The sequence below is a fragment of the Pseudoruminococcus massiliensis genome (assembly GCF_900291955.1).
GTDB lineage: Bacteria > Bacillota > Clostridia > Oscillospirales > Acutalibacteraceae > Pseudoruminococcus > Pseudoruminococcus massiliensis.
Genome location: NZ_OLMR01000002.1, coordinates 497486 through 513152, shown reverse-complemented (window position 1 = coordinate 513152; position 15667 = coordinate 497486). Strand labels below are relative to the sequence as shown.

The 15667-nt window shown below is 39.5% G+C and carries 10 protein-coding genes; 5 read left to right on the top strand and 5 right to left on the bottom strand.

Annotated features, from left to right (window positions below; genetic code table 11):
* The first annotated feature begins 146 nt into the window (after positions 1–146).
* The gene (gene aspS / locus C9914_RS05140) at positions 147–1928 is read left to right on the top strand and encodes an aspartate--tRNA ligase (protein ID WP_106763840.1); all 1782 of its coding nucleotides are present in this window, start codon (positions 147–149) and stop codon (positions 1926–1928) included.
* Between the two features lie 209 nt (positions 1929–2137).
* Positions 2138–3904: a phosphoenolpyruvate carboxykinase (GTP) gene (locus tag C9914_RS05135; protein ID WP_106763839.1), complete on the top strand. Its 1767-nt coding sequence runs from the start codon at positions 2138–2140 to the stop codon at positions 3902–3904.
* Positions 3905–4608: 704 nt separating this feature from the next.
* Here C9914_RS05135 and C9914_RS05130 read toward each other — a convergent pair.
* The 3 genes from C9914_RS05130 to C9914_RS05120 all read right to left on the bottom strand — a co-directional run bounded on the left by C9914_RS05130 (position 4609) and on the right by C9914_RS05120 (position 8093).
* The gene (locus C9914_RS05130) at positions 4609–5520 is read right to left on the bottom strand and encodes a diacylglycerol/lipid kinase family protein (RefSeq protein ID WP_106763837.1); all 912 of its coding nucleotides are present in this window, start codon (positions 5518–5520) and stop codon (positions 4609–4611) included.
* 25 nt (positions 5521–5545) lie between these two features.
* Complete coding sequence (trpS, locus tag C9914_RS05125; RefSeq protein ID WP_106763836.1) at positions 5546–6571, bottom strand: tryptophan--tRNA ligase; 1026 nt, start codon at positions 6569–6571, stop codon at positions 5546–5548.
* 325 nt (positions 6572–6896) lie between these two features.
* Entirely contained in the window at positions 6897–8093 is a 1197-nt protein-coding gene (locus tag C9914_RS05120; RefSeq protein WP_106763834.1) for an aminotransferase-like domain-containing protein, read from the bottom strand.
* A 290-nt stretch (positions 8094–8383) separates the two neighbouring features.
* Here C9914_RS05120 and dusB point away from each other — a divergent pair, with 290 nt between their 5' ends.
* The 3 genes from dusB (at position 8384) to fabV (ending at position 11982) form a co-directional block, all read left to right on the top strand.
* Positions 8384–9358 (top strand): tRNA dihydrouridine synthase DusB, encoded by a 975-nt coding sequence (dusB, locus tag C9914_RS05115; protein WP_106763832.1) that lies wholly within the window; start codon positions 8384–8386, stop codon positions 9356–9358.
* Positions 9359–9973: 615 nt separating this feature from the next.
* Positions 9974–10780, top strand: coding sequence for a Cof-type HAD-IIB family hydrolase (locus tag C9914_RS05110; RefSeq protein ID WP_106763831.1), 807 nt, complete (start codon positions 9974–9976; stop codon positions 10778–10780).
* Positions 10781–10803: 23 nt separating this feature from the next.
* Positions 10804–11982 (top strand): enoyl-ACP reductase FabV, encoded by a 1179-nt coding sequence (gene fabV, locus C9914_RS05105; protein ID WP_022264601.1) that lies wholly within the window; start codon positions 10804–10806, stop codon positions 11980–11982.
* A 156-nt stretch (positions 11983–12138) separates the two neighbouring features.
* Here the strand turns inward: fabV and C9914_RS05100 are convergent, their stop codons facing one another.
* Positions 12139–13233 carry a TraB/GumN family protein gene (locus C9914_RS05100; protein ID WP_106763829.1) on the bottom strand — a complete coding sequence of 365 codons (1095 nt, stop codon included), beginning with the start codon at positions 13231–13233 and terminating at the stop codon, positions 12139–12141.
* Positions 13234–13330: 97 nt separating this feature from the next.
* Positions 13331–14851 (bottom strand): L,D-transpeptidase family protein, encoded by a 1521-nt coding sequence (locus C9914_RS05095; RefSeq protein WP_158707335.1) that lies wholly within the window; start codon positions 14849–14851, stop codon positions 13331–13333.
* Between the last annotated feature and the right edge of the window lie 816 nt (positions 14852–15667).

Below are 15667 nucleotides of genomic sequence, written 5' to 3'. Positions count from 1 at the left end.
TAACTTACCTTACTTACTACGAGCGAAACTTGTCGAGCGATTCCGCGTCTTGGGGGCGGCGACTCGCCGCCCATACTTGATTTTATATTTTGGGAATGATATAATTAAGAACGAGTACACAATCTATTTGTAAAGGAAGATTTAAAATGGCAGAATTTATGACAGGACTGAAGCGTACAGACTATTGCGGAAAGCTTCGTGCTGATGATATTGGCAAAAATGTTACTGTCTTTGGCTGGGTTCAGAGACAGCGTGATAAAGGTCACCTCATATTCATAGACCTTCGTGATAGAACAGGTATCGTTCAAATCACTCTCGATGATGATACAGATAGAGAAATCTTTAAGAAAGCCGCTTCCGTTCGTTCAGAATATGTTCTCGCAGTTGTAGGAACTGTTCGTGAAAGAAGTGCTAAAAACGCAGAAATTCCAACAGGTGATATTGAAATTGAGGTTAAAGAGCTTCGTATTCTCTCCGAATCAGAAACACCTCCTTTTGAAATTACAGATAACTGTACAGCAGGCGAAACAACTCGCCTTAAATATCGTTATCTCGACCTCCGCCGTCCTACACTTCAAAATAATATCATTCTTCGTCATAAGATTGCCAAAGCTACTCGTGATTTCTTCGATAATGAGGGCTTTATTGAGATAGAAACTCCTATGCTTATAAAATCTACCCCAGAGGGTGCAAGAGATTTCCTTGTACCATCAAGAATCCATAAGGGCGAATTTTATGCACTTCCTCAGTCCCCACAAATCTATAAACAGCTTTGTATGGTTGCTGGCTTTGATAAGTATATGCAGATTGCAAGATGCTTCAGAGATGAGGACTTGAGAGCCGACAGACAGCCTGAATTTACTCAGATAGACCTTGAAATGTCTTTTGTAGATATGGAAGATGTTCTCAAGCTCGGCGAAAATTATATCAAGTATCTTTTCAAGACTGTTCTTGATATAGATATTCCTACCCCATTCCCAAGATATAAATATAACGAGGTTATGGCAAGATTCGGTTCAGATAAGCCAGATACTCGTTTTGGTATGGAGATTTTCGACCTTACAGAAACAGTTAAGGATAGCGAATTTGGCGTATTCAAGAATGCAATCGCAGGTGGCGGTTCTGTTCGTGGAATTACAGCGAAAAATGCCGTAAAAACATATAGCCGTAAGGAGATAGACAAGCTCACAGAGTATGTAAAGGGTATTGGTGCAAAGGGACTTGCGTGGATAAGAATGACTGATGACGGCATAGCATCAAGCTTTGCAAAGTTTATGACCGAGGCTGAAATGACGGCTATTCTCGAAAAGGCTGGTGCTGAAAAGGGCGATGTAGTTCTTATTGTTGGCGATACAGATGATAGCGTCGTACTCCCTACACTCGGAGCATTGAGAGTAGAAGTCGCAAAGCGTCTTGATATAATCAAAGACGGCTATAACTTCCTTTGGGTAGTAGAATTTCCATTCTTTGAGTTTGATAAAGATAACGGCGAATGGGTAGCAATGCACCACCCATTCACATCTCCAACAGATGAGTGCTTAGACAAGCTTGAGGGCGATAAGGGCAATGTCTACGCAAAGGCTTATGATATGGTTCTTAATGGTATAGAGCTTTCATCAGGTTCTATCCGTATAACAAATCCAGAGCTTCAAAAGAGAATGTTTGAGATGCTCGGACTTTCCGATGAAGAGGCACAAAAGAAGTTTGGCTTCTTGACAGGAGCTTTCAAGTATGGTGCTCCACCACATGGTGGTATGGGTATAGGACTTGATAGACTTGTTATGCAGATGATTAATGCACCTACACTTAGAGATGTAGTCGCATTCCCTAAGATTCAAAATGCAAGTGAGCTTATGAGTAATGCTCCAAGTCCGGTAGACGATTCACAGCTTGAGGAACTCGGCATAAGTGTATCAGACGCAGAATAAAAAATCATATTTACTCGCTTGTTACATATAAATATGAATTTTTAAACTTTTATTAGTTCATAGTTTATTAACAAATTCTTGAGATTCCTATACAAATATATAGCATTTGAAAAATACTTCAAAAATTTATGAATTATTTATTGATATTTCTTGCAAATTGCATTATAATAAATCTGTAAATGCCTTTAGGCAGAAAGGGGAATAATAAAATGACAACAAATAAGTCAGTATTGGCATGGATTGAAGAAATGAAAAATCTTCTCAATCCTGATAAGGTCGTTTGGATTGATGGTTCAGAGGAACAGCTCGAGGCTCTCCGCAAGGAAGCTTGTGAAACAGGCGAGATGATTAAGCTTAACGAGGAAAAGCTTCCAGGCTGTTATCTCCACAGAACAAGAGAAAACGATGTTGCTCGTGTTGAAGACCGTACATTTATTTGCTGCAGAGATGAAAAAGATGCAGGTCCTACAAATAACTGGAAAAACCCACAAGAAGCATATCAAATGCTCTTTGATATTGCTCGTGGTTCATATAAGGGTCGTACAATGTATGTTATCCCTTATTCAATGGGTCCTGTTGGCTCACCTCTCGCAAAGATTGGCTATGAGGTAACAGACTCTATCTATGTTGTTCTTAATATGAGTATTATGACTCGTGTGGGCACAGCAGTAGAAGAAGTTCTTGGCGATAGTGAAGACTGGATTAAGGGACTTCATGCAATGTGCGATGTTGACCCTGAGAAGAGATATATCTGCCACTTCCCAGAAGATAACTACATCATCTCCGTAAACTCTGCTTACGGCGGAAATGTTCTTCTTGGCAAGAAGTGCTTTGCTCTTAGAATTGCTTCCTACCTCGGTAAGTGCGAGGATTGGATGGCTGAGCATATGCTTATCCTCGGTATCGAGAATCCACAGGGCGAAATCAAGTATGTAACAGCTGCATTCCCATCAGCTTGCGGTAAGACAAACTTGGCTATGCTTATTCCTCCAGAGAGTTATAGAAATAAGGGCTACAAGGTATGGTGTGTAGGTGATGACATCGCTTGGATGCGTAAGGGTCCTGACGGCAGACTTTGGGCTATCAACCCAGAGAACGGCTTCTTCGGCGTTGCTCCTGGCACAAACGAGAAGTCTAACCCTAATGCTCTCGCTTCTACAAAGAAGGGTACAATCTTCACAAATGTTGCTCTCAACCTCGATGACAACACAGTTTGGTGGGAAGGTCTCGACAAAAATCCACCAGAGCACGCTATCGACTGGAAGGGCAATCCTTGGAATGGTAAGGAAAGCACAGAAAAGGGTGCTCATCCAAACAGCCGTTTCACAGCTCCTGCAAAGAACTGCCCATGCATCAGCTCAGAGTTTAACTCAACATCAGGTGTTCCTGTTTCTGCTATCATCTTCGGCGGCCGTCGTGCAACTACAACTCCACTTGTTTACCAGTCAAGAGATTGGAACAACGGTGTATTCGTAGGTTCTATTATGGCTTCTGAAACAACAGCAGCTGCAACAGGTGCTGTCGGTGTTCTCCGTCATGACCCAATGGCTATGAAGCCATTCTGCGGTTATCATATGGGTGACTACTTCGGCCACTGGATTGAAATGGGTAAGATTCTTGGCGACAAGGCTCCAAAGATATTCAATGTCAACTGGTTCAGATTAGATGAAGACGGCAAGTTTATGTGGCCTGGTTTCGGTGACAACTTCCGTGTTCTCGAGTGGATTATCAAGCGTTGCGAAGGCAAGGCTGACGCTGTTGAAACACCTATCGGTTATCTTCCAAGACCAGAAGACATCAACCTTGAGGGTCTTGATATGGATATGGAAACACTCAAGAAGATTCTTACAGTTGATAACGAGAAGTGGACAGCTGAAACAAAGGAAATCGAAGAGTACTACAAGATATTTGGCGATAAGCTTCCTGCTGAACTCAGAGCTGAGCTCGAGGGTCTTAAGGAAAGACTTGCTAAATAATAAAGCTTAATATATAAAGACACCACCGATTATGGATAACTCATAGTCGGTGGTGTTTTTTTTATTTAAGAAAATTAAAATTTTATTGGCTAATCGGTAGCTACTTCAACCGCGTCAACAAACTTACCTAATTCACCACGAGCGAGACTTGTCGAGCGATTCCGCGACTTGGGAGCGGCGGCTCGCCGCACGATTCCGCGACTTGGGGGCGGCGGCTCGCCGAAAAGTTTTGCTCAAGCTTTTTCAAAAGCTTGCGGTTTCCAAAGGCAGAGCCTTTGGTGGGTTTTAAGGGCAACGCCCTTAACATCTATTTCTCTGACTAAGGGGTGGACTTTGTCCACCCCTTTTTTCTTTTGTTAGCAATAAACTTCCGGATAGGAGAATAAAGTTCGCACATATTGACTAATTTTGCTTCCAAAAAATTTTAGAGGCGAACTTTGTTCGCCTCTAAATGGCAAGAAGAGTTAAGGGCTTCGCCCTTAAAACCCACGAGGGACTCCGTCCCTCGACCCTGCAAGCTTTTGAAAAAGCTTGAGCAAAACTTTTAAGTGTCTAAGAGAAGTTGGTTAGCTAAGCGGTAGTTTCTTCAACCGCGTCAACTAACTTACCTTACTTACCACGAGCGAGACTTGTCGAGCGATTCCGCGTCTTGGGGGTGGCGGCTCGCCGCACGATTCCGCGACTTGGGAGCGGCGGCTCGCCGCTTAATGCTTGCGAATAAGTGAAATAGCATTGTGATTGTTTGTTATCTCTATCGTGTTACTGCTTGAACGGTGTTCGCCGTCAATCGCCCAATCTATGTTTTTATCTGCGGTAAGCTTTAACTTTGAGGTCTGAAAAAGCGTTATGTGGTCGTGCTTATAGGTTGTATTAAACATAGATAAAAATATCGCAAAAACCGTTCTTAAACGCTTAGGCTGTTTTATCAGAAGTACCTCATATAGACCATCGTTAAAATCGACAAGATTTTTGTCAAATTTAAAGATTCCCGCAACGGAGGTTGAGTTCGTAACCGAACAGAAAATAACATCGTCCTCAAAGTTTTTTTCTTCGCTTTCGATTTTAATATGATAAGGCTTGATTTTGTTCATAGACTTAAAAGCCGAAAAAATATAAGCCATATGACCGAATATATTCTTTGCTTTTTGAGGAGTTTCGTAAGAAACCTCAGTAAATGCACCAAATGACGCAATATAAGCGAAGTGACATTCATTGCCAAAACTGCCTATATCAAGCGGAAGAGGCTCTTCATTAGCGATAGTATTAGCGGCTCTTTTCATATTCTTAGGCAAATCAAGACTTTTTGCAAGGTCATTTGTCGTTCCACAAGGAATGTATCCAAGCGGAGGACAATTCTCAAGCTTCATTATACCCTCAATAGCTTCACTGACAGTGCCGTCACCACCGCAACACGCTACAACATCAAAATCCTTTGCGTGTTTTTCTATAAGCTCCTCTGCCCCGCAGTCTGGAGAAGTGAAGTAAATAGCAGGCTCATAGTTATTCTTATAAAAAATTGACGCAAGGCTTGCAAGATTATATTTTGCACGAGATTTTCCTGCAATAGGGTTTACTATAAGCATAAGCTTTTTGGGATGGACCTTGTGTTTTTTCATAAGACTAACCTCCTAATTCCGAAAATCAGAATCTCGGCTTTTTGATAAAGCCAACTTTCTTCATTGCTTTGTCGAGTGTACGAGAAGACATTCTCAATGCAAATTCAGCACCCTTAGTATATTGTTCCTCAAGATATGCCTTGTCAGCTATGAATTTCTCATAGCGTTCACGAATAGGACGAAGTTCCTCGATAACAGCTTCAGCAACAGTAGCTTTGAAGTCACCGTAGCCCTTGCCCTCAAATTCCTTTTCTATTTCATCATTTGTTTTGCCTGTAACAGCACTATAAATGCCCATAAGGTTGTTCACACCAGCTTTATTTTCGCCATATTTTACAACAGCCTCGGAGTCAGTAACAGCACGCTTGAATTTTCTCATAATATCCTCAGGCTTATCAAGAACAGCAACCCAAGCATTTACATTTTCGTCAGACTTAGACATCTTCTTTGTTGGGTCTTGAAGTGACATAATTCTTGCACCGACAGGAGGAATATATCCGTCAGGAATCTTAAATGTATTGCCGTAGATACCGTTAAAGCGTTCTGCAACATTTCTTGCAAGCTCAAGGTGTTGCTTTTGGTCAGCACCAACAGGAACAAGGTCAGCCTGATAGAGAAGAATATCAGCAGCCATAAGGCTTGGATATGCGAAAAGACCAACATTAACATTATCAGCGTGTTTTTGAGATTTATCTTTAAATTGTGTCATACGAGAAAGCTCGCCGAACTGTGTATAGCAGTTAAGAACCCAAGCGAGTTCGGCGTGAGTATGAACATGACTCTGAATAAAGAATGGGCTTTTCTCAGTATCAATGCCGCAAGCAAGTAAGAGAGCGTAAGCCTCTAATATGTGTCTGCGGAATGTAGCAGGTTCTTGTCTGACAGTAATTGCGTGTAGGTCAGCAACTGCAAAAATACAATCGTAGTCATCTTGAAGAGTAACCCAGTTTTTCAATGCACCGATGTAGTTACCGAGTGTAATAGTACCGCTTGGCTGTATTGCACTGAATATTATAGGCTTTTTTTCTTGTTTTAAAACTTCTTCACTCATATTTATTTTCCTTTCGATTTTCAATTAGCTAACAGACTAAATGTAGGGGCGAACTGTGTTCGCCCGTTTTGGTAGCTTATTTGTAATTACTTAATTGGTATTGATATACTTTCCATAATACACTTCAAAGCTTTGCTTATCAAGCCTCATTTGATACTGACAAGGGAAATTGCTTGCTGTGGCTGATGAAACTACCGCTTATCTAATGGATTTCCCTATGACAAATCACACTTTAATAGACAAAAAATATATTTCGCAAGAACTTTGTATTATATCTATTTGTTAAACTTATTTTCAATTATGGATTAATATGGATTTTATAAAATTATTGCTTATTCAGCATTTCCTTTGCCAATTCGCCCAATATCTTAATTCCCTTTTCTAACTGTTCATTAGTTGGTGTCGAGAAATTGATTCTGAAACTATGGCACTGTTCATTCTCATCGGTTAAGAACGCATTTCCCGGAACAACGCATACCTTTCTGAGAACTGCCTCTTTACAGAATTTAGTCATATCAATCTCATCAGGAAGCTTACACCATATGAAAAGACCGCCATCAATCTTATTATATGTAATAATCGGTGCAAGATATTTATCAAGAAGTTCTTGAGTAAAATTGATTTTCTTTCTGTAAATTTCACGCAAACGCTCCAAATGAGCCTCAAAGTCGTATTTTGTCATAAATTCGCTTGCAACAATCTGTGACCAAGCAGTTGTATGAACATCAGAGCCTTGCTTGCAAACTATCATTTTTGCAGCAACTTCCTTTGGAGCGACAAACCAGCCTATTCTCATACCAGGAGAAAGCACCTTAGAGAATGAGCCAGCATAAATAACAATACCGTCCTCGTCAAAGGATTTTATCGCAGGAACATCTTCCCCACTTACTCTAAGCTCGCCATAAGGGTTATCCTCAAGAATAAGAACACCATATTTCTTAGTGAGTTCATATATTGCATGACGCTTTTCAAGGCTTGTAGTGACACCTGATGGGTTCTGAAAATTAGGAATAGTGTAGATAAAGCGTACATTCTTTTCAGTTTTAAGAGCCTTTTCGAGGGCTTCAAGGTTCATACCATCGCTTTCGAGAGGAATACCGCAAAGTCTTGCCTTATAAGCACGAAAAGAATTAAGAGAGCCTATAAAGCTTGGAGCTTCACAAATAACAGTATCTCCCTCATTTACAAGGGATTTTGTAGCGAGGTCCATAACCTGTTGAGCACCAGAAGTAACAATAAGCTCATCAAAATTTCTGCCGATATTGAATTTATTTTTCATATAGTCCTTGAGGGCATTGCGGAGAGGTACATATCCCTCTGTAATGCTATATTGAAGTGCATCAATAGGACGATTTGTAAGTACATCATTAGAAATTTCCGCAATTTCCTTAACAGGAAAAGCCTCAGGGTCAGGGTTGCCGGCAGAAAGAGATATAACCTCAGGGTCTGAGGCATACTTAAATATTTCTCTTATAGCAGACGGTTTAAGAGTCTGAACTCTATCAGAAAGAAAGTAGTCCATAATAATCCTCCATATTAAATTTTGAAACAATTATTTATATTATAAATTTAATTTTATCATATAATCACAAATTATTCAATATATAACTATGTTCACAGTTTGAGGCAGTTCATTAGCGATTACTTAATCTAAGTCAATAAATCTCTCTTGCAGATAAAGTGCAGCTGCGAAAAGTGTTCACCTGTTTGTTGCTTTAAGAGTTTATTAAGGTGCCACACAAAGAGTAAATGTTGTCATTGAGTGCAAAATATGATATAATATTAATAATTGGGCTTTTAGGAGGCTGATTAATGAAAATAGGAAATGTAGAAATAAAGGGAAGGACCGCTCTTGCACCTATGGCAGGAGTTACAGACCGAGCTTTCCGAGAGCTTTGTGTAGCTTTTGGTGCGTCATATGTTGTCGGAGAGATGGTAAGTGCAAAGGGAATTTCGTTCAATAGTGAACGCTCTAAGGAGCTTATGCTTCTTTCAGAAAATGAGCGACCTGCGGCTGTACAGCTTTTTGGCAGTGAACCACAGACAGTTGCCGCCGCAGCCGTAACTGCTATGGAGTATAAGCCAGATATTATAGATATAAATATGGGTTGTCCTGCTCCTAAGATAAGCGGAAATGGTGCAGGAAGTGCCTTGATGAAAAATCCCGATTTATGCGGAAAAATTGTAGAAGCGGTATGCAAAGCTGTTGATGTTCCTATAACTGTTAAAATTCGTAAAGGCTGGGACGATAAGTCCGTAAATGCTGTTGAGGTTGCAAAGATATGTGAACAAGCAGGTGCGTCCGCAATAACCGTTCATGGAAGAACTCGTGAGCAGTTTTATTCAGGAAAGGCTGACCTTGATATTATTTCAGAGGTAAAAAAAGCCGTAAATATTCCAGTAATAGGCAACGGAGATATTACCAATGCCAATGATGCCGCACAAATGCTCGAAAAAACAAACTGCGATATGGTTATGATAGGCAGAGGTGCATTAGGCAATCCGTGGATATTCAGAGAGATAAACGCTTGGCTCAATGATTTAAGACCGATGTTTCCACCATCACCAGCAGAAAAGGTTACAGTAATTTTAAGACACATTCAAGCAATGTGCGATTATAAGGGCGAAGAAATTGCTATGCGTGAAGCAAGAAAGCATGTTGGTTGGTATATGAAGGGCTTCAAAAATGCCGCCGAACTTCGCCGAGAGGCTGGTTATTTAAAGACTTATGAAGAGCTTATAGAGCTTACAAAAAAAGCCTATGAGTGTATGTCGCAAAGCGAATAAAACTTCCCATAAGAAACTTAAAAGTTTTGCTCAAGCTTTTTCAAAAGCTTGCAGGGTCGAGGGACGGAGTCCCTCGTGGGTTTTAAGGGCAAAGCCCTTAACATCTCTTGCCTTTAAAGGGCGGACAAAGTCCGCCCTTAGGGACTAATCTTGCATATAAAAGAAATTTATCGGCGGATAAAATCCGCCGATTAGAAAAAAGAAATGTTGGGCTTCGCCCAAAGGTATTTCGCTCTCTGCGGAGAGCGACAAGGGCGTTGCCCTTGACCTACAAGCTTTTGAAAAAGCTTGAGCAAAACTTTTGAGTGTCTTAGAGAAGTCTAATAGTAGGGGCGAGCTGTGTTCGCCCGTTCGGTAGTTTCCTTGACCGCGTCAATAAATATCTCTTGTCAATGTCGAGCGAGACTTGTCGAGCGATTCCGCGTCTTGGGAGCGGTGGCTCACCGCCTTGACCTAAACTGGTAGTGCATTAGCTAATCGTAGGGGCGAGCTGTGTTCGCCCGTTCGGTAGTTTCCTTGACCGCGTCAATAAACATCTCTTGTCAATGTCGAGCGATTCCGCGTCTTGGGAGCGGTGGCTCACCGCATAGTTCAATAGTGGAGGATATGAAAATTATGAAATATAAGATTATGGTTCTCGATATAGATGGAACATTAACAAATTCAGAAAAGAAAATCACACCCAAAACACACGATGCACTGATAGATTATCAGGAGCGTGGAGGAAAAATCGCAATAGCTTCAGGCAGACCGACAAAGGGAATCCTCCCCTACGCTGAAAAGCTTGACCTTAAAAAATATGGCGGTTTTATTATGGCCTTTAACGGTGGTAAGATTATCAACTGTCAGAGCGGAGAAACCGTATTTTCTGCAAATCTTCCACTTAAATTTCTTCCAGAAATCTGTGATGAGGTTTATAAAACGAATATAGGTATAAATACCTATGAGGGTGATTGCCTTATTGCAGGAAACGGCGTAAATGAATATACTATGGTAGAATCAAATATAATTGGTCTTAAAATTAAAGAAGTAGAGGATTTCGTCTCATATGTAAATTTTGATATCAATAAATGCTTGCTTTCAGGCAATCCAGCTGAGGTTGTAGAGCTTGAAAAGGTACTCAGTAAGCGAGTTGGCGATAAACTTGGCGTTTTCCGTTCAGAACCGTTTTTCCTTGAGGTCGTGCCAAAGGGTATTGATAAAGCCCGTTCAATTGACAATCTTATAAAAACACTCGGCATAAAGACAGAAGAATGTATTGCTTGCGGTGACGGATTTAACGATATTACAATGGTGGAATATGCCGGACTTGGTGTTGGTATGGCTAATGCAAACGATAAGCTCAAGGCTGTTGCAGATTTCATCACAAGTTCTAATGACGAAGACGGTATAGCTTATGTAGTTGATAAATTCACAAAGTAATTATTATAAAAGGAGTAGTCAAAATGATAGTAAAACCAAAGGTAAGAGGATTTATTTGCACAACATCTCACCCAACAGGCTGTAAGGAAAATGTCAGACAGCAAATCGAATATGTAAAATCACAGCCAAAGACAAACGGCCCTAAGAAAGTTCTTGTTATCGGTGCATCTATGGGTTATGGACTTGCTTCTCGTATTTCTGCGGCATATTCTTGCGGAGCATCTACAATCGGCATTATTTTTGATAAGCCTGGTTCAGGAAATAGAACAGGTTCTTCAGGCTGGTATAATACAGCCGCTTTTGAGGAGTTCGCACACGCTGACGGACTTTATGCAAAAACAATTAACGGCGATGCTTATTCTCAGGAAATCAAAGACGAAACAATCGCACTTATCAAAAAGGACTTAGGCAAGGTTGATATGGTTATATATAGTCTTGCTGCACCAAGACGCAAGGACAAAGACGGCACATTATATAGCTCTGTATTAAAGACGGTTGGCGAGCCATATACAAATAAAACCATTGACCTCCGCACAAATGAAGTTCATGATATTACAGTAGAGCCAGCAACTGATGAAGAAGTTTTCAATACAGTAAAGGTTATGGGTGGCGAAGACTGGAAAGATTGGATTACTGCATTAAAGAATGCTGATGCTATTGAGCCAGATGCTATAACAGTAGCATATTCCTACATTGGACCAGTTCTTACACACCCGATGTATCGTGATGGTTCTATTGGTAAGGCTAAGGACCACCTTTTCAAGACAGCAAAAGAGATTACAGAGGAATTTAATGGTATTCGTGCATATCTTTCTGTAAATAAGGCTCTTGTAACACAGTCAAGTGCGGCTATTCCGATAGTACCGCTTTATATTTCTATTCTTTATAAGGTAATGAAAGCAAAAGGCTGTCACGAAGGCTGTATTGAGCAGATGTATAGACTTTTTAATCAGAAGCTTTTCGGTGAAAAGCCAGTTCTTGATGCTGAGGGCAGAATCCGCCTTGACGATTTAGAGCTTCAAGACGATATTCAAGAGGAAGTCACAAAGCTTTGGAGTGATATTTCTACCGAGAAAATCGCCGAATGTGCAGATATTGACGGTTATTGGGAAGAATTTTATAAGCTGTTTGGCTTTAAGGTTACAGGTGTAGATTACGATGCCGAAACAGATGTAGAGGTAAAGATTGATAGCATAGACTAATATTAGCTAACCAACTTATCTTAGACACTCAGAAGTTTTGCTCAAGCTTTTTCAAAAGCTTGCAGGGTCGAGGGACTCCGTCCCTCGACCCTGCAAGCCTTTAAAAAGGCTTGACCTAAACTTTAAATGTCTTGGGGAAGTTGGTTAGCTAAGCGATTATGCGGCTTGACTTAGGTTCTCCGTCTTAGATACTCTTTCTACGGTGTATCCTCTGTCCTTCAAAAGCTGAACGATTCCGTTATCACCATACATATGAGCTGCGCCAACCATAAAGAATACTTTTTTACCGTCATTCATATATTCCTCGGCTTTGTCAGCCATACCCTTGTTTCTGTCTGTGAGCATAGCTTTGCTGTATTTTTCGTAATCTTCCTTACATTCATCAGGAATTTCATCTTCATCTGTATCTTCAATAGCTTCTCCGTGTTTCCATTGCTCATATAACTTATTATTTGCCTTTGCTTGTTCGCTTGGGTCTGCTTGTGTATAGCTTAAAATCATAACATCTGCAAGTTCATCTGAAATGTTATCAAATACACCAAGCTGAATATCAATATTCTCAACCTCTAAGATTTTCTTGTTAGCCTTTTTAGCTTTTGAGGTCATAATACTTTCCATAGATTTTGTAATATCAATGCCCGCGTCATTATACATTGCATTTTCGAGCAATGAAATCCACATCATGGGCTTAAAGTTATCATAATATGATATATATAAGCCCTTTTCAGTAAGATATTTTACAGCAGCGTTATAAGTTTCCTCAGAAATATGGTCTTTAATAGTTGTGCCATCAGTATACATAAGCTTTTGTGTAAGTTGTAAAGCTTGTCCTAAGTCATTCATCATACTGTCTGTGTCAAGCTCCATAGCGAGATAGTCACATTCATCAAAGGCTTTCTGTACATAGTCCGGCAGATTTTCTGCACCGTCCTGTGTAGCGTGGATTGAACCAAAGAGATACATTTCCTTGTCGCCTTTAGTAACCTTCCACATAGCTGGTGTATAATCTGCATCAGGCTCAGTATTTTTAGAAGATTCATTTTTAGAACTTTGAGATTCTGTTTTAGATACAGTGCTTGATTCCGCCTTAGAAGACTGGCTTGATTCTGTTTTTGATTCAGAAGAAGTTATAGAGCTTTCTGCCTTGCTCGAATTATCATTTACAGAGCCACCATTAGAACAGCCCGAAAATATAATAATCGTTCCCAAGATAGCGGATAAAACTGCCGATGCGAGTTTTTTAATTTTCATAGTTTAATACCTCCAATATTTAAAATGGTGATTGTACTATAAGTTTAGTACAATCACCATTAGTTGTCAAGTAAGAAAGAACACTATTTATAATGTGTTAATAAATTACAACAGGAGTATTTTCTTTGCAGTTATCATAGATTTTCTTAACTGCGTCATATGGAGTATTTATACAGCCGTGAGAGCCGTCATATGTATAGATATTTCCGCCGTAGCCACCAGTTCTCCATGTAGAATCGTGAATACCAACACCGTCATATGTTACGCCGAGCCAGAAGTTAACCCAAACGTCCCAGGTTTCTCCAACGAGTTCAGCAGGCGAAGCTTTGTTTATAACATAATAAAGACCAGTCGGTGTATCGTGAGCATTTTTATAGCCTGTTACAACATCAGTTGAAACAATAAGCTTACCGTCTTTATAATACCACATATGCTGTTTATCGAGGCTTATTTCAATATATGTATCGCCCACATCATATCCATGAACCTTAGGAACTTCGCCACATTCAAGAGGTTTCATCTCATAACTGCTGAATTTCTTTTCGCCATCAATAGTGCAGTAAGAATATACCTTGATATAGTACATCTTATTTTTCTTAACTTTAAGCTCGAATTCAAGCTTATCAGAAACATCATAGCTGTCATAATCTCCGTCCTCATCATCAGAGATTTGAACGCTATAACCCTCTGCCCCATTTATAGCTTTCCAGCTTACCTTAATTTTTTCTGTTTTTTCGTCATAAGATGCAGTGAAGGAAGGCTTTTCAGGTGGTGTATATGTGCTGATTTCAGACGGATTGCTATAATAGCTTTCACCGCCAAAGCTTACAAATGCGTCTACTTTATAATAATAAGTTTTTCCGACAGTGAGTCCTGTGTCTGTATAAGCTGAATTTTCCCAATCAGTAATAGTTGCAATAGAAGTATAATTATCGTCTGTGCTATCCTTGCGATAGATTGTATAAGCCGTAGCATTTTTAATTCTATCCCAAGAAATTGCTATACTGCTCGAGGTTCTTGCTGTAACGGTGATTTCCGAAACATCAGCGATTTGAGTAAAGGTATTTGTTGCCGAAAATTCTCCATAATAATATTTATCATTAGCATAGATATAAGGTCTTATCTGATAATAATAACGAGTTCCCGCAACAATCTGATTATCATTAAAGAAGGTAGTCGAAGAATTCTTAATGGTCATAATCTTATCGTAATCAGCACTCGTAGAATCACATTTGCGATAAATTTCATATCCGCTTATATCAGAAACTGATGACCAGTTTAGATTTATAGAATTAGTTCCAACAGCTTCTGCATTAAAATTTTCTACTATTTCAATATATCCAATACTTGTTTCTGTATTGGAAGACTCAGAAGATTCCTCAGCAGAAGATTCCTCAGCAGAAGATTCAGGTTTGCTTAAGGCTGGCTTAGAAGATTCTACTTTATCTACTTTAGAAGAAGCAGGTGGCTTGCTTGTTGCTGATGCAACAGCTTCTTTGGCAGAGGATTCGTCATTTGAAGGTCCACCAGAACAGCCATACATAGCGGAACATACAACAGTAGCTGAAAGTAATATTCCAAGAATTCTTTTAGTTATAGATTTATTAAAAAAGTTCATTTTCATTCCTCCTTTGCGAATGTAAGCATATTTTATATCGTAATATTTTTTAATGCAAGAGCTTTTTGTTAGATATTTGTAAAAGTTGTAGGATTTCAGCGATTTACTTTTGATTTTTAAATTATGTCAGATTGATTTGTTCAAGTTGTCGTTAACATTTTTTAATAGTTATTTCAAAAGAGAAGAATATTGTTATCAATGTAACTAACGCTTTACATATTATTATATATGAAATAAGGGCGGAGAAAATCATAATGAAATTCTCTGCCCTATAGTATTTTATTTTCATAAAAGGAAATAACCGCCCTGCTACCACATAGGGCGGTTATTTCTTAAAATCGCAATATCTTGGGAGCGACCGCTTATCGGTATGCTCTATACCTATATTATACAGTAGAAAACGGCTTGTGTCAAATGAAATAGCTACAAAATGGCAAAAATAATTTGACGAAAAAAGTCCGATTTGATATAATAAAAGCCATAGAGCATACCACAAACGGTAGGCGGTCAATCCTGCTCCCAGAAATGGGGTGCTACATATGGAGAATGTTGTTACATGGTCTGATTTATTTCAGCTTATTATAGCAATAGCAACAGTCGGAACACTGATAGTTTCGATAGTTGACTCCCATAATAAAAGGAAATAACCGCCCTGCTTGCCAATAGGACGGTTATTTAGTAAATAATTCGTATATTTGGGAGCGACCGCTTATCGGTATGCTCTATACCTATATTATACAGTAAAAAACGGCTTGTGTCAAATAAAATAGCTACAAAATGGCAAAAATAATTTGACGAAAAAAGTCCGATTTGATA